This is a genomic window from Ruminococcus sp. FC2018 (genome assembly GCF_000621805.1).
Taxonomy (GTDB): Bacteria; Bacillota; Clostridia; order Oscillospirales; family Ruminococcaceae; genus Hominimerdicola.
The window spans coordinates 37,334-51,583 of sequence record NZ_JHXH01000008.1; the positions used below are offsets into that span (position 1 = coordinate 37,334).

A 14,250-nucleotide genomic window follows, 5' to 3' on the forward strand; every position below is an offset into this window, starting at 1 on the left:
TCAAAATAATAAATATATCTATTGCAGTTATTAAGCCTTTCATAACAGCTCCTCCGTTTCAGTTATCACTTCGTGCGATCAGAGCTTCTACAAGTTCTCTTTTCTCATATAATACACAGCCGCCCTCGTGGTCGTCAAGAAGTATCTCTCCGCTTTGCAGAGCAGTAAACAGCGGCGAGTGCATTGCATCACGAAGCGAGCTGTTTTTTATGTTCACGTCAGAATAGGGCGAGAACGGACACGGCTCTGCGCCGCCGTGAGAATTGATATGGAAAAATCCTCTGCCTGCCGCAACACAGCCGCCGGAGCTTTTCTCATCGCCCGGGAATGCTATGTAGACCATTTCGGGATGTGCACTGCGCAGATAGGCAATCTTCTTTTGCAGGTACTCACGTTCCTTATCTGTGGGAGCAAGCTCTTTGCTTTCACTGCTCACGGGGACATACTCCACGAAAATGACCGCCTTGCAGCCTCTGTTTGCAAGTCCTCCCAGGAACTCCCCCGAGCATACCTCTTTGTAATTGTGCGTTGTAACTGTCACTGATGCACCGAAAATAAGTCCACGCTTTTTGAACCTTTCCATATTGGAAACGAGTGTATCATAGACACCCTCTCCTCGCCTTGCATCTGTTGTTTGTCTGTTGCCCTCGATGCTCATTATCGGCACAAGGTTTCTGCATTTGTCCAGCAGTTCAAGATAGCGATCATCTATGTGTGTACCGTTGGTGAATATCGGGAAAAGAATGTTCTGCTTTCTGCCTGCGGCTTCTATCACACTGCGCCGAAGCATCGGCTCACCGCCTGCAAGCAGGATAAAGCTTATACCCAGATCATCAGCTTCATCAAAGATACGAAGCCACTCCTCGGTTGTCAACTGACCGACAGGCTCTGTATCGGTAGTAGCATGATTACACCGTGAATAGCAGCCTGCGCAATGCAGATTGCACTTGCTGGTAATGCTCGCAATAAGAAACGGCGGTATGTGTTCGCCCTTATCCTCAGCGGCACGGCGCTTTTTTGAAGCTGCACGGCTGGCTGCGGCAAATTTCAGCATAAAAGCACTTTCTCTGGGATTTTTAAGCGTTGCCTTCAGTGCCTCGGATACCACTCTCTCAACGCCTTCTATAAGGTAATTCTGCAGGTCAAAGCTCTCGTTCATTTGTTATCACCTGTGACCTTTCTTGCAAACGTTTTTACTGCTGCAATATCTGCTTCATCGGGGTGAGCGGAATGCAGAGCAGTGAATTTTCCTCTGCAATGGAACTCACGGTCAGAGAGCTTTTTTGTATTGCCTGTTTTCGTAAAGTATCTGACGGTGGCTTTCATACACTCATCTCCCAAACTATTTCAGACTTGTTTTTGGTTCTCCATACGGGTGATAGCCTTATCAAGCAGTTTTTTTAACTGAAAAAGCTCATCTTTGTCAAGGTCGATACAGCCCTTCATTGAAGGCGGTACGTTTACTGCTTTATCCTTCAGCGATTCGCCTTGTTCGGTGAGCGATATAAACAGCTTTCTCTCGTTATCATCGGGGCGGGTGCGGTTTATCATTCCCTGCTTTTCGAGCCGTTTCAACAGCGGCGCAAGCGTTCCCGAATCAAGATGCACCAGCTTTCCCAGCTCGCCCTCGGTCATTCCGCCATGCTCCCACAGCACCATCATCACAACATACTGCGTGTATGTCAGTCCCAGTTCTTCAAGAGGCTTACGGTACTGCCGCACGACCTCTTTAGCACAGGCATACAGTGGAAAGCAAAGCTGATTGCCAAGCCTTATGCAGTCATATTTATTCTGTATCTCTGCCATAAAAGCACCTTCCTTGTTTTACGTCTTGTTGTACGCTGTAAGATTGTGCGCAATCATTGTAGTTATTATAGAGCTATTTTATTAACGATTCAACACAGAATTATGATGATTTATATAAATATGAGAGGATCATCGAAAAGCGGCATTCAATAAGAGACATCTATCTCAATTTATTTCCGATTTATCTTATTAACAACACAAAAGAAAAAAGGGACATATTCAATTTACTGCGGCAAAGATAAAATGCTCAATACAGATTTTCCGTCTGCAAAAGATCATTTTTTCTTTGACTTTTTCATCACCTTATTCATAGTGTCGTTGGCTTCCTCGTCCCATACTGTCCTCTCAGGACCCAGCGTTCCATACATGGTATTTTCAAACGAGTATGCCATTTTCCCTGTCCTGATAAGTTCATCATTGTCAGAATCATTCCTGAAAGTGCCGAGCCTGTCGTATATGCTCTTGGTTATTTCATAATCGTATTGCTCACGCCCTTCACGGCTGGTGTACATGATCTCTGCGAAGTATCGTCCTGTGTCGGGGTCATAATATGCGGTCCAGTTATTGCCGTGCTTATTGTTTTTCATTCAAAAGCTCCTTTCTTGTTCACGCACTGTGCAGCAGTGCAGCTCTCTGTCTGCGGCTGGCTCATTCTGTCACGAGATGACGAGATATTGATTATGCTGCCGCCGTTATTAAAGTGCGGCATGAACAGCTTGAAAAGATAGAACGGCGCTGTCACGCCAACATCAAGAGCGCAGCGGAACTCCCGTGCAATGCACTTGCCGATGCCGCTTGCACTGCCCGTTATAACAGCTACTTTGTTTTCAAAATCGGACATGGTTCACCTCCGGGTATCGATATTTATTTTCATTTTTTACTTATCCTCCATCGTTTGATTGTTATTAACAATATTTTACCACAAAACCGCCCATATTTCAATAGCAGTTTTCAATTTGTTCATAAGTGCTGTGTTATCTTACTATTCACAATAATCATAACACACAAATCTCATTTTGCGGTAACTTTAATCGAACAGGAAATCAAACGGTTATTCCCTTGAATGTAAAACTAAACGCAAAGCTACTCCTGATCCTGTGCCACATTAAATACCTTTTTGCCAAGTTTTATTGCGTATTTTACAGCTGTATATGCGCCGCCGGAGTTATGCTTGATGCAGCAGATGACCATATCCGAACGCTCGACCATTGCTTTGTTCCGTGTTTGTATTGCTGCTTTGAAATGAGCATTAACTGCCTCGCTGCACACCTCTGCCCTATCGTAATAGCCTTCAAGCTCTGCGATATTTCTCACCTGTTTCTCTGCGACATAGACAAGCTCGCTGTTGCCGTAGTCGAGCTCCAGCTTTGCGCTGCGAACAGCTGACGCAGCCATCCGGTCAAAATCTCCGTTGCGCCCAACGAGAAATTCCACATACTCTTTTGTCTTTATCAAGTCCGAAATCTGCCTTAAAAGGCGGTTTTCCGCTGTTTGCCAATCAGCTATCCTTCTGTGTCCGAAAAAGCTCACGGTATAGATCTGCACAGTCACACCTCCAAAATATTACTATCTACATAGTAACCTTGAATATGGGAATTGTCAAGATGTAACACTGAATATAGAATATCTATAAGGGGTGATACTATGGCAGCAAAATCTGTTGTGACCGTCAACGAGTACGGTAAGATCCAGCTTCGGCTCAAGGAGATAATGGACAAAAAGAAGATAACACGCAACTATCTTGCCAGGGCAACGAACACTCGCTTTGAGGTCATCAACAAATGGTACAACAACGAGGTCGAGAAGATGGACCTTGACATTCTTGCGAGGATATGCTATGTGCTTGACTGCAAGCCGAGCAGTCTTATAAAATACGAGGATAACAAATAAGGAGTTGCTGCTGCATGCAACAACTCCGTTTTTCGTTGAATCAAAACCACCGGTGAAACTGGTGGTTTGCACAGCCCCTAAAAGGGGCTATTACAGGCTCACCCACTAAAGTGGGCACTGAATTATTATTATCGCATTACCCGCACTGCAACCCGTAAACGGGTAGTCCCTGTTATTACAAATTTTGATTAGAATAAAAAAAGTGTTTTCCTTCCGAAAACAACTATGCTAAAGCATTTGAATTCCCCTGGTAAAACAGGGGTTGATTGTATGCTGAAGCGCACAATACAAAGGGAGACGGTAAAAAAACCGTCTCCCTTTATCTGTTGCTTTGAAAAACAATTGAGCCGTAAACACATCGCCGTTGCTGATCCTACGATGCATCATCCCCGTAAAAGCTGCACCCGCAGCGTCCGCGCTCCTTAACTCTGTAAAGAGCATCGTCAGCGTGTTGTATCAGATCTTTGGTGCTTTGCGCGTTCTGACCGAAAGCAACACCTATGCTCGTGGAAACAGGCGGCAGTCCGTCAGAGGTGTCGGCAAGGGTTTCATTTATCTGTTTGGATTTGAGAATGATAAGGTCTTTTAGGCCATCGTTAACGTACTTCATAAAAACAACGAACTCGTCACCGCCGATGCGGCATATGTAGTCCTCGGAACGAAATGTTTTCTTGAGCGTCATGGCGAGCTTCTGAAGTATCTTATCCCCTACTGCGTGCCCGTAGTTATCGTTTACCTCCTTGAACTTGTCCGCATCTATTATCAGCACCGCTGTCGTTTTAAGGTCGATGCTATCGATCAGAAAATCATAGCCTGATCGGTTGTAAAGCCCTGTGAGCTTATCGTGAGATGCATCGTAATTAAGGTTTGCAATACTCTTTTTGAACGCATCGTACATTTTGTTGTAGGTCTTTGCAAGATATCGGAATTCATACGAGCCTCTGACGGGCATCATCTCATCCTTTTTTATGAATCGCACGCCTTTCATGATCGGCATGATTATCAGAAGTGTAGTCATCACAAGGATAAGTATTATCGCCACAAGCTGAACAAAAATGATGATACGAATATAGTTCAGGCGTTCTTCAAGCTTTGAATCCGCTTCATTCTGCACTTCATGCGTCTGCTTTTCAAGCTCTTTCAGACACTTTTGCATATTTGCCCGTATTCTGTCTTTCAACCTGTGATATGTGCTGTCATGCACCATCTGCTGCGCCGTTTTCATTTTCCCGTCAGCGCTCATCGCAGCGTGTTCGCTTTTCAGCTCGACGTTTTTCACCTCATCGGGCACATGATCTATCTGCTGTGCCTCGGTGACCAGCTTCATTGCGTAATACTCGCTCTGCATAAGTGCGACAGAATCTGTCATAGCATCGTTCATATATTCAAATGCTTTGCTCTCGCCTGTTATTTCTCTCATTTTATCGAGTGAATTCTCACGGCGCTTTGCTTGTGCTGATTCCTCAAAATAGTGTATAAGGTGTATGCGTTCACCCGTGACGGTGAAATTCTGCACCTCCTGGGTGAGATAATCAGACGCTTCCATAAGCTCGTTAGCATCCTTCTGAAGCTCTATATACGCATCAGTTGCTCCGGTAACATCGTCAAACACGGTGGAAAACCGTGAGGTCTCATAGAGCATAAAGAACGCTACGAAGGCGGTGAGGATTATCATAAAGAAATGGACCAAGCGCAGAGAGATACCTTTTTCCTTTACCTTTGTGTATATGATCAAGATCAATTCTCCTATTCAGAATCATTATTCAACAGAATTATAACACCTTACTCTCATAATGTCAACACCAACATATTTCTCCTGCCGAACCGATGCTATTGTAATGCGTACAATATGAGCTTACTTCAGATCAAAAAGTATCTTATGTATATCTCCATCAATGCAAATACTCTGCCCTGCTATCCCATCAGGTGCATATGCCTCACCAAAATTCAGGCAGGCATAAACTGCATCGGGGTTCTGTGCTGTCATTCTCCAGAAAGGATACTTGATGATAACAGGCGTATTCATACCCACGCCAAGCTCTAAGAACAGAATATGCTGACCTTCGTTGGAACGCAGAAAATCATCATAACGCTCGGCTGCCTTGTGCCAGCCCTCGTCCTCGACGAACTTATCATCGCTCCTCAGATTCATTGCCATCGGCTTGCCGCAAACGGGACAATGCGGTACAAGCTCGGGGGGAACCTTCATATTCTTTTGCTGTTCAAACATCGCCCTGACGGTATCTTCGTTGTCATAGGTCTTTTGGTGGCAAGGCTCACTGCACTGCCACAAGCCGTAATCGCCCTGCGTATAAAAGAGCCTTGATTTGTCAAAGCCTGCCTTCTGAAATTGGTGGTCAACATTGGTGGTGATAACGAAATAGTCCTTGCCCTTCATAAGCTCAAACAGCGTCTTGTATGTGCCGTTGTCCACGTCCATATAGCGATTGATGTAGATGTAACGTGACCAGTACGCCCACATTTCCTCCTTCGTTTCAAAAGGAAAGAAGCCGCCTGAGTACATATCTCGAAAGCCGTACTTCTCCACGAAATCTCCAAAGTATTTCTGCAAACGCTCGCCCGAATAGGTAAAGCCTGCGGCGGTGGAAAGTCCTGCGCCTGCACCGATCACGATAGCGTCCGCAGTTTCAATCTCATTTTTCAGACGTTCAATTTCCGCTGAGTAATCTCTTGTAGATCTCATGATCGTCCTCCTTGAATACGTTGAAGATAACCTGTATATCGTGTGTTTTGCGAAATTCCCTGACGGTGCGCACAGCTATCTCTGCCGCCTTATCCTGCGGAAATCCGAACACACCCGTCGAGATACAGCAGAATGCGATGCTGTCGATCCCGTTCTGCACGGCAATATCAAGACAGCTTTTGTAGGAGCTTTCAAGTAGTCTGCAATGCTCGTCCGTGAGCCGTCCCTGCACGATCGGTCCGACAGTGTGTATCACATAGTCACATGGCAGATTATAGGCAGGCGTTATCTTCGCTCTGCCAGTGGGTTCTTCATGCCCCTGCGCTTCCATGATCTGACCGCACTTGTACCGCAGACGAACGCCTGCAAAGGTGTGGATACAGTTGTCGATACAAGAGTGGCACGGCTGCCAGCATCCCGTCATTCCAGAATTGGCTGCATTGACGATCGCACCGCATCTGAGCGTGGTAATATCGCCCTGCCAGAGGTAAATGCCGTCCTCTATTGGCGTTAAGTCTGCAATATTGGTGATGCCCTTGCTATCGGTCAGAGCGGTGAGGTATTCGTCCTCTGCCTGCAAAAAGTCATCACTTGCTTTCACCGCAGGACGGATATTCACAAGGCTTCTGTAAAGCCTGAACTTGTCCTGTTCGTTTTCGGGCATCGTTATATTGCCGAGGTCGTTACGCTCGGAAAGAAGATAGTCTATCAGAAGATCAACTTTGCTCATGGTATCACCGTCCTTTTCCGTTATCAGTATAGCACATTTTGACAAAAGGAACAAGTACGCACTTTTTTGTGCCTCAGTTACAAAAAAGTAACTATCCCGCAATTATGCAGTTTCGTGTCCTGCGACTACTGATATTTGATGCGATTCAAACTTGGGAAACGGATCACAAGAACGATACTATACTATAACAACGATCCCCCTCATCAAAGGAATCATTATTCCAATGATGAGGGGATCACCTAAGAAACCGTTCTACCGATCGTATCTGACACAATGAATGCTGTTCCTACTATCATAACAGCCAGAGCGATCAGATACGCTATGGTAAGGCTTTCATGGAGGAGTATAAACGATAGAAACGCTCCTATGAACGGCGCAACGGCATAGTATGCACTTGTTTTTGCAGCGCCGAGCGTCTTTTGTGCCCTTATGTAGGTGAAGATGCTGAGTCCGTATGCGACAAAGCCCAGTGCCACTGCCGGCAGGATATATCTCATATCCGGCAGCTTTTCACCGATGATGACGGCAACGATCAGAGAGCCTGCTGCAGAACCAAAGCCTTTTATCGTTACTATCTGATAGGTGCTCTTTTCAGAAATGCTCCTTGTGCAGTTGTTTTCAAGACCCCAGCATACAGTCGCTCCGAGAACGAGCAGAGAACCGACCGAGAACGTAAAACTGCCCTCACCGCCGAAAGAAAGAATGATGCTTGATAAAGTAATGAAACCTATCGCTATCCATAGTTTTTTACTGACCTTTTCCTTGAAGATAAACAGAGCGATGAGCTTAGTGTCGCTCCCGTTTTTTTCGTATTGTAGATTGAAAATCGGGGCTGATTGTGGTATAATTGGAAATGAAAGAAGTACAATTTGCTGATATATATCAATTTAGAGGGAAGTAAGGCTATGATTATACTGATAACCGGAGCATCACACACAGGCAAAACGCTCCTTGCACAAAATCTGCTTGAAAAGTATCATTATCCGTATCTGTCGATAGACCACCTGAAAATGGGGCTTATCAGAAGCGGACAGACTGACCTGACACCTTATGATGACGATAAGCTGACAGACTATCTCTGGTCGATTATAAAAGAAATGATAAAGACTGCGATCGAGAATAAGCAAAACCTGATTGTAGAAGGCTGCTATATCCCGTTTAACTGGAAAGACAGCTTTGATGAGGAATATTTATCTCAAATCAAATTCATTTGCCTTGTAATGAGTGAATCGTACATTGATGACCATTATTCTGACATTTTGGGCAATGAAAATGTGATCGAAAATAGATTGCCTGATGAGGACTTCACAATTCAGTTTGTGAAGCAGGAGAATGCGTATTATCTTCAAAACTACTGCCAATACGGGCTTGACTACATTTTAATTGATAAAAGTTTTGAAATCGAAGAATATTGTCAATTGTGAAATGGTTTAGGGGGACACCATGTGTACTTGGTTCTATGCTGGAAAAACTACGCTGTCACCGATCATCACAAAGGCACAGCAGCTACCGCTTGCGGATACGATCAGGAACACTATGTCACGTTCGGGAGAAATGTCGGGCAATATCCGTCCCACTGATATGGCAGCGGTGTTCGCTCCGAACAAGCAAGGAAATATGGCGGTGTTTCCTATGATATGGGGCTTCACGGTCGAACGATCATCAAAACCGCTAATCAACTGCCGTATCGAAACAGCTGACCGGAAGCCCGTATGGAAAGACTCTTGGTTCAGGCGGCGGTGCGTAATTCCGGCATCGTGGTACTACGAATGGGGCATACCGCCCTCTGAGGTCGGCTATCATAACGCAAATGAACAGCGGAACATCAAAAAAGAAAAGTATGCGATACAGCCGGAAGGAGCTGAGATCACATACCTTGCAGGACTGTACCGCTTTGAGGAGCATAGAGGTGTTCAGATACCGATGTTTGCCGTGATAACAAGAGAATCGGTCGAACCCGTAAGCGCTATCCATGACCGAATGCCCCTTATCCTCTGCAAAGACAGCTTGCGTGAATGGGTGCGTCCCGACGGTGATCCAGGCAGGATAGCGAAGAATGCTCTGACGAATATGGTTATGGAGAAAGCGAAGGACTATCCTGAACCTGAGTTTATGCAGACCTGAACTATGTACCGCTTTATTGGAGGAAAATTATGAGTAAAGATAACATTCGACCGATCACTATGGAGCATATTCGGCACTATGGTGACATATATGCAAAAGCCTTTTCGGGTGAGCCGTGGAATGATCCGTGGAAACCGGAAGATGCTGTCATTCACGTTCGTGAGCTGTTAGAGTCCAAGCAATCCTACGGTCTTGAATACGTCATTGACGGCGAGGTTGTCGGCTTTATCCTCGGAACATCGATGCTGTTCCATTACGGCAGGACTTTTGAGATCAATGACCTTGCTGTTGATCCCGACTATCAGCGCAGAGGTATCGCAAAGGAACTGCTTGAAAAGTGCCTGGCAGATATAAAGGCGCAGGGTATGGCGGGTGTTCACCTTATCACCGCCGGAGAGGGCATTCTGCCTGAGTTTTACGAAAAATATGGCTTTAAAAAGGAAGATGAGGTCATACTGATGGGAGCAGAATTATAATATCAGCAATGACTTTATGGAGGAAACACTATGAATCAATCCGGATACCCTGAAAGAGACTGAAAGCTGCATTTTTGAATATCACCGGAGCACTTCTATCGAAAACAGACGCAGAGGAAAGAAGTTCTATTTGCTTGACCTCAATGAATTTGATGATAAATATGCTCAGATATGATACCGCAAAGTTCAAATTTGTAGATGGAACTCGGATTCAGACATATCAGGGTTATAAAGGAGTATTTGATATGGAAAGATCAAAAGCTAAAGAGCTTGCCGAATACATAACACAGCAGCTTGAGGAGTTGGGAGATATCCGTAAAATACCTATGATGGGCGGCTATATATTTTACTATCGGGAACGCATTTTCGGTGGTATATACTCAGGTGGATTTATGGTGAAAAAAACTAAAGCAAGCCGAAAATATATGCCCGACAGCATTGCTCGCCCGCCGTATGATGGGGCAAAGGAAATGCTGCCCGTAACGATAATTGATGATAGAGAATTACTGCAAAAAATGGTATCGGAAATGTTCAGCGAGCTGCCCGAACACAAGCCGAAAACAAGAAAGTCTGACAAAAAATGAAACGTGAAACAAAAATGCGGCACCGGGGAAATTCCCGATACCGCATCAGATATATTCAAAAAATTATGGCTTTTACCTATCCGGCAATTACTCAGCTGCCTGCTCCTGTGCACCGTCGCCCTGCTGAGCATCGCCCTGCTTTGCGTCACCATCAGCTGAAGGTGCTGTGAATGAAGGATCCTTTGTCATTACCATCTGGGTGTTGTCATCAATCTTTAAATTCAGCTTGTCGCCGTTAATAGTCATAACGGATGTTTCGCCGTCGCTGTCTTTTATTGTAACTGTGTTGCCTTCAACAGTGTATGTGCCCTTACTGTTCTTGCCCTCGGAATATCCATTGCAAGTTCCGTCCTCGTTGAATACAGTTGTGGCCTTCATAGACTCAACAGTTGATCCGTTAGCCTGTGCGAGCTCTTCCAACGAAAGCTCAGTGCCGTCAGCCTTCATGCCGCCGGAAACTGTCCATGCACCTACAACTGAAACTGCCTGTGTAGCAGAGCTGTCTGCTGCGGAGCTGTCTGCTGCAGAGCTATCAGCTGCTGAAGAATCAGCCTTGCTGCTGGAGCTTGTCTTAGATGAAGAATCAGCCTTGCTGCTTGAGCTGTCGCCGCAAGCTGCAAATGACATCACCATTGTTACTGCTAAAATTGCTGCAAGAATCTTTTTCATAGTGTTTCTTTCCTTTCATTATCGCTCGGAAAGGCGTATTTGCGTCCCCCCGGCTTTGTTGATCATTTTGATCTTTTGATCGTATGTGAGTATACCATCTATTATAAAGCAATGTCAAGGCTATTGAGACAATTTTGTAAGATTGACTTAAAATTTTGTTAATTTAAAAATGTAATTGTGCATTTACCACGTATAACTTGCACTTTTTTAGTGCACTTTATCCAATACAACTTGTTGAAAAAGCGGCACCGGGAAAGCTCCCGATACCGCCTTAGATATTATCCTTTTGACTTCGCCTTGGCTTTCTTTGCTGCTAAATAGCTCCAGCAGATACCCATTGTAAGCCAGAAATACGGTGACAAATAGTTCGAGCCGCTGTTGAAGAACGCTTGCACGAGATATCTGACGACAGCACCACCGATACTGACATCACTGCTATCGAGTAGATCCTCAGCCTCTTGTTCAGCGTATCTATTGTTTTGTGCATCTCTTGTCCGCCCTCGGACAGCTGCGACGACAGCTTTGAAGTAAACTCTTACCAACCTGTTGCAGCAGCTCTTAGACTTGTGTTGTCTGTTTGGTTATCGCCTGTTCCCAATCCTGCATTGTGGAGTTGATGCAGTTCACCATTTCCTGTGCCCTGTACTCTCTGTGCCCGAGGTTGATGCTTGTTTTGTGAGGGTCGTAAGGCTTGAGCACTTTCAACCCGTGAGCGACGCATATCTCGTCATTGAGATGACGCATTTTCGCAAGCGTGAACTTGTTCATAGTTAGATATAAGTAAGATATATAACTCTTTATCTATTGGGTACTTCATATGTTATGCCACAGTGACACAAGGGGTATGACACTTTTGGTAATTTCAAGCAAAACGTCCCCTGTACACTCCACGGGTGGTCATTAACAAAAAGAGACAGCAAAAAACTCCGCAGATGTCGTATCTACGGAGGTTTTGCACTATCGCAAACGATAGTGAATAAGCTGGTGACGGGGCTCGAACCTGCGGCTCTGCACTTACCGTCCTTGCGGACGATCCTACGAATGCGCTGCAAAAAAATCCGCCCAATGTTCTCGGACGGATTTTTAAGAGCTGGAAACGTGACTTGAACACGCGACCGTGAGCTGTTTTTAAAGCGACAAAATCGAACGCTTGTTCGTTGCTCTTTTTTGTCAGTATACCATACTCTTTGGGCTTTGTCAAGCAGTTTTGGATCTTTATCAGCTGATTTAAGAGCACAAGTTTTTGCCCTTTGGCGTATTTGTGTCACACAGCAGTTTTTTGACTACAGTTTCACCTGCACTTGTAGCATAATTTACTTTGCAAACGTTTGCGTGCAGCATTTACTACAAAGTGGGGATATATTATCTATTGAATTTTATGCAAAATGAGGCTATTATATAGACAGAGAAAAGCAAAAACCACAAAAGGACATCTAAGGAGGAATCACTATGACAAACACAACTAACACTACCAAGAAAACAAACGGAAAAATAAAGAGGACCCTCACCGCAGCACTGGCGGCAATAATGATGATGTCCACAGCGGCAACCTTCGCTGCATCTGCTGACAACACTCAGGCAGTTGTAAACATGAACACAAATACCGCTATTACAACAGCAGAAAACTACGGCTCATATGTTAAGGTGGACAGAGAGCTGCTGACAGTCAAGAACGTTACATCTAAAACTATTTTCAAGGTGCTTGAGGAATGCACAGAGCTGGGCAAGTTCTTTACACCGGCACTCAGCGGAATACTTGATCTGTTCATAGGCGCTAAGCCTGATCCTACCCAGGAAAAGCTTGATAAGATAAACGAAAAGATAGACAAGCTGTTTGACCGCATCGACAAGATGCAGAACGAGCTGATCTCCACAATGGAAACAGACATAGGCGTTCAGAGCTTCCACGAGGCTTACACAGCTTTTAAGGCACAGACCAAGGCAATGAGAAGAAAGATCAGCGAGATCTCAACAGACACTTCCCTCACACAGCTTGACAAGATCGCAAAGATCGGCTCCCTCGCAGGCGCATACAGCGAGTGGGACATAAAGTTTGAAAACATACTTGGTCAGCTCAACGAGCTGTTCATGAATCCTTCAGCTACTGCAAACACCAACATTTTTGAGCTTACCTACAGACATTTCTGTGCACAGTCAATGTTCAGCGGCGAGGCTATTGACAAGGCAAAGCCTCTTTGCGACGCACTTATGCAGACATACATCGCAGGCTGCACCACACTTACAGAGTGCCTCAGCGCACAGCTCTACATCAGCCAGCTTCCAAAGGAATATCAGGACAAGGTCGACCCTGCTTTCAAGTCTCACATCTGCCTCAACAGAAACGACATCATTGGCGAGATAAAGAGCATAAGCGAACATATCGCAAGCCAGAACGGAAATATAGTTTATTTTAACGGCAAGGCAGTAAAGTACTTTAACGGTACCGGCGGAAGAATACTCCCTGCTGACTCCAAGGTAGAACACAACGTTGACAAACTCAACCCCAATAAGGATTACTACTGTGTTAAAATAAGCTACAATTCCTTCGTAAAGGTAACTCCCGTATACTACACCGATGAAGAGCTCGCAGCCCTGCAAACATCCTCAGCGCTGTTCAAGAATCTGTACGATTTCACATTCAACAGATCCAGAATGATCTTTGTAAACAAGAATCCACAAGGAACAGGCCGTGAGGTCAATGATAAGGTCGGCTATGAGATCCATGGCAACGCTTCCTACTACGACGGCAAGTATCACGACAATATGTCCAAAACCATTCAGGACTGGTACAATGGCAGGATATGCAAAAAGAGCATAGAGTTTGATGACTTCAAAGCAATAGCTAAATACTGCTCCGGTAAGGGCATATCTATCCGAACACTTCTGAACAACGTTGGCATCGACACAACAGCAGTTCCTCAGAACGCAAACCTCGTTACAAGCAAAGCTATCGACGGAAGCAACGGCGATGCAGACAGAATCTTCAGAGAGGTCTATTATGAAAAGACTTTCTATATGGGCATCAACATCGACCAGGTCGGAGCAACCGAGCAGAAGTATCAGCTCCTTGACTGCGGCTGGAACCTGTGGAAAGGCGGAGAAGAATGGAACTACGCACCGGGCGGAGCATTCTGCTGGATCTGATAAGATAGCAATAAATCATACTGTGTTTGATAATTCAAAACAGCACTCGTACACAAAGTACGGGTGCTGCTTTTGTTTTAAACTATAGCGTATTCTCCGTATTACATTTTATCAGCAGAAAAG

At 45.0% G+C, this 14,250-nt stretch carries 18 protein-coding genes and 1 pseudogene; 6 read left to right on the forward strand and 13 right to left on the reverse strand.

The annotated features are described in order from the left end of the window. Nucleotides 1–58 precede the first annotated feature (58 nt). The 6 genes and pseudogenes from T494_RS0106835 to T494_RS0106860 all read right to left on the reverse strand — a co-directional run bounded on the left by T494_RS0106835 (nt 59) and on the right by T494_RS0106860 (nt 3,351). A complete protein-coding gene (locus tag T494_RS0106835) occupies nt 59–1,159 on the reverse strand; it encodes a radical SAM protein (RefSeq protein ID WP_028505661.1) in 1,101 nt (366 codons plus the stop codon). Beyond that, a complete protein-coding gene (locus T494_RS13820; protein ID WP_155984054.1) occupies nt 1,156–1,326 on the reverse strand; it encodes a hypothetical protein in 171 nt (56 codons plus the stop codon). The genes T494_RS0106835 and T494_RS13820 overlap by 4 nt, the downstream gene beginning before the upstream one ends. A gap of 21 nt (nt 1,327–1,347) precedes the next feature. Next, entirely contained in the window at nt 1,348–1,806 is a 459-nt protein-coding gene (locus T494_RS0106845) for a MarR family transcriptional regulator (RefSeq protein ID WP_347490874.1), read from the reverse strand. A 275-nt stretch (nt 1,807–2,081) separates the two neighbouring features. After that, a complete protein-coding gene (locus tag T494_RS13825; RefSeq protein WP_028505663.1) occupies nt 2,082–2,393 on the reverse strand; it encodes a hypothetical protein in 312 nt (103 codons plus the stop codon). A 29-nt stretch (nt 2,394–2,422) separates the two neighbouring features. Then, nucleotides 2,423–2,647 (reverse strand): annotated as a pseudogene (locus T494_RS13830) (SDR family oxidoreductase); the annotation flags it as partial. Nucleotides 2,648–2,889: 242 nt separating this feature from the next. Continuing rightward, nucleotides 2,890–3,351, reverse strand: coding sequence for a hypothetical protein (locus T494_RS0106860; protein WP_028505664.1), 462 nt, complete (start codon nt 3,349–3,351; stop codon nt 2,890–2,892). Between the two features lie 99 nt (nt 3,352–3,450). Between T494_RS0106860 and T494_RS0106865 the strand changes: the two genes are divergently transcribed. Further along, nucleotides 3,451–3,696 carry a helix-turn-helix transcriptional regulator gene (locus tag T494_RS0106865; protein ID WP_028505665.1) on the forward strand — a complete coding sequence of 82 codons (246 nt, stop codon included), beginning with the start codon at nt 3,451–3,453 and terminating at the stop codon, nt 3,694–3,696. Between the two features lie 373 nt (nt 3,697–4,069). Here T494_RS0106865 and T494_RS0106870 read toward each other — a convergent pair whose 3' ends face one another. The 4 genes from T494_RS0106870 to T494_RS13630 all read right to left on the reverse strand — a co-directional run bounded on the left by T494_RS0106870 (nt 4,070) and on the right by T494_RS13630 (nt 8,017). After that, entirely contained in the window at nt 4,070–5,431 is a 1,362-nt protein-coding gene (locus T494_RS0106870; protein ID WP_028505666.1) for a GGDEF domain-containing protein, read from the reverse strand. A gap of 120 nt (nt 5,432–5,551) precedes the next feature. Further along, nucleotides 5,552–6,400, reverse strand: coding sequence for a hypothetical protein (locus T494_RS0106875; protein WP_028505667.1), 849 nt, complete (start codon nt 6,398–6,400; stop codon nt 5,552–5,554). Next, the gene (locus tag T494_RS0106880) at nt 6,366–7,130 is read right to left on the reverse strand and encodes a protein-ADP-ribose hydrolase (RefSeq protein ID WP_028505668.1); all 765 of its coding nucleotides are present in this window, start codon (nt 7,128–7,130) and stop codon (nt 6,366–6,368) included. The genes T494_RS0106875 and T494_RS0106880 overlap by 35 nt, the downstream gene beginning before the upstream one ends. 239 nt (nt 7,131–7,369) lie before the next feature. Next, the gene (locus T494_RS13630; protein ID WP_347490877.1) at nt 7,370–8,017 is read right to left on the reverse strand and encodes a DMT family transporter; all 648 of its coding nucleotides are present in this window, start codon (nt 8,015–8,017) and stop codon (nt 7,370–7,372) included. Nucleotides 8,018–8,035: 18 nt separating this feature from the next. Between T494_RS13630 and T494_RS0106890 the strand changes: the two genes are divergently transcribed. From T494_RS0106890 to T494_RS0106905, 4 genes are all read left to right on the forward strand, one after another. After that, nucleotides 8,036–8,554 (forward strand): AAA family ATPase, encoded by a 519-nt coding sequence (locus tag T494_RS0106890; RefSeq protein WP_028505670.1) that lies wholly within the window; start codon nt 8,036–8,038, stop codon nt 8,552–8,554. A 19-nt stretch (nt 8,555–8,573) separates the two neighbouring features. After that, complete coding sequence (locus T494_RS0106895) at nt 8,574–9,254, forward strand: SOS response-associated peptidase family protein (protein WP_028505671.1); 681 nt, start codon at nt 8,574–8,576, stop codon at nt 9,252–9,254. Between the two features lie 29 nt (nt 9,255–9,283). Next, nucleotides 9,284–9,730, forward strand: a complete 447-nt coding sequence (locus tag T494_RS0106900) for a GNAT family N-acetyltransferase (protein WP_028505672.1) — start codon at nt 9,284–9,286, stop codon at nt 9,728–9,730. 245 nt (nt 9,731–9,975) lie between these two features. After that, nucleotides 9,976–10,314 carry a TfoX/Sxy family protein gene (locus T494_RS0106905; protein ID WP_028505673.1) on the forward strand — a complete coding sequence of 113 codons (339 nt, stop codon included), beginning with the start codon at nt 9,976–9,978 and terminating at the stop codon, nt 10,312–10,314. 87 nt (nt 10,315–10,401) lie between these two features. Here the strand turns inward: T494_RS0106905 and T494_RS12560 are convergent, their stop codons facing one another. The 3 genes from T494_RS12560 to T494_RS0106920 all read right to left on the reverse strand — a co-directional run bounded on the left by T494_RS12560 (nt 10,402) and on the right by T494_RS0106920 (nt 11,751). Beyond that, entirely contained in the window at nt 10,402–10,983 is a 582-nt protein-coding gene (locus T494_RS12560; protein WP_037344198.1) for a lipocalin family protein, read from the reverse strand. A 278-nt stretch (nt 10,984–11,261) separates the two neighbouring features. Continuing rightward, complete coding sequence (locus T494_RS0106915; protein ID WP_028505674.1) at nt 11,262–11,525, reverse strand: hypothetical protein; 264 nt, start codon at nt 11,523–11,525, stop codon at nt 11,262–11,264. Nucleotides 11,526–11,541: 16 nt separating this feature from the next. Continuing rightward, nucleotides 11,542–11,751 (reverse strand): hypothetical protein, encoded by a 210-nt coding sequence (locus tag T494_RS0106920; RefSeq protein WP_028505675.1) that lies wholly within the window; start codon nt 11,749–11,751, stop codon nt 11,542–11,544. A gap of 681 nt (nt 11,752–12,432) precedes the next feature. On the opposite strand from T494_RS0106920, the gene T494_RS0106925 reads away from it, so the two are divergent. Next, nucleotides 12,433–14,127 (forward strand): hypothetical protein, encoded by a 1,695-nt coding sequence (locus T494_RS0106925; protein ID WP_028505676.1) that lies wholly within the window; start codon nt 12,433–12,435, stop codon nt 14,125–14,127. Nucleotides 14,128–14,250 lie beyond the last annotated feature (123 nt).

Bases quoted from the DNA above. Each gene is read 5' to 3' on its own strand.
- T494_RS0106835 (WP_028505661.1), bottom strand. From the start codon at position 1,159: ATGAACGAGAGCTTTGACCTGCAGAATTACCTTATAGAAGGCGTTGAG.
- T494_RS13820 (WP_155984054.1), bottom strand. From the start codon at position 1,326: ATGAAAGCCACCGTCAGATACTTTACGAAAACAGGCAATACAAAAAAG.
- T494_RS0106845 (WP_347490874.1), bottom strand. From the start codon at position 1,806: ATGGCAGAGATACAGAATAAATATGACTGCATAAGGCTTGGCAATCAG.
- T494_RS13825 (WP_028505663.1), bottom strand. From the start codon at position 2,393: ATGAAAAACAATAAGCACGGCAATAACTGGACCGCATATTATGACCCC.
- T494_RS0106865 (WP_028505665.1), top strand. From the start codon at position 3,451: ATGGCAGCAAAATCTGTTGTGACCGTCAACGAGTACGGTAAGATCCAG.
- T494_RS0106875 (WP_028505667.1), bottom strand. From the start codon at position 6,400: ATGAGATCTACAAGAGATTACTCAGCGGAAATTGAACGTCTGAAAAAT.
- T494_RS0106880 (WP_028505668.1), bottom strand. From the start codon at position 7,130: ATGAGCAAAGTTGATCTTCTGATAGACTATCTTCTTTCCGAGCGTAAC.
- T494_RS0106890 (WP_028505670.1), top strand. From the start codon at position 8,036: ATGATTATACTGATAACCGGAGCATCACACACAGGCAAAACGCTCCTT.
- T494_RS0106895 (WP_028505671.1), top strand. From the start codon at position 8,574: ATGTGTACTTGGTTCTATGCTGGAAAAACTACGCTGTCACCGATCATC.
- T494_RS0106900 (WP_028505672.1), top strand. From the start codon at position 9,284: ATGAGTAAAGATAACATTCGACCGATCACTATGGAGCATATTCGGCAC.
- T494_RS0106905 (WP_028505673.1), top strand. From the start codon at position 9,976: ATGGAAAGATCAAAAGCTAAAGAGCTTGCCGAATACATAACACAGCAG.
- T494_RS12560 (WP_037344198.1), bottom strand. From the start codon at position 10,983: ATGAAAAAGATTCTTGCAGCAATTTTAGCAGTAACAATGGTGATGTCA.
- T494_RS0106920 (WP_028505675.1), bottom strand. From the start codon at position 11,751: ATGAACAAGTTCACGCTTGCGAAAATGCGTCATCTCAATGACGAGATA.
- T494_RS0106925 (WP_028505676.1), top strand. From the start codon at position 12,433: ATGACAAACACAACTAACACTACCAAGAAAACAAACGGAAAAATAAAG.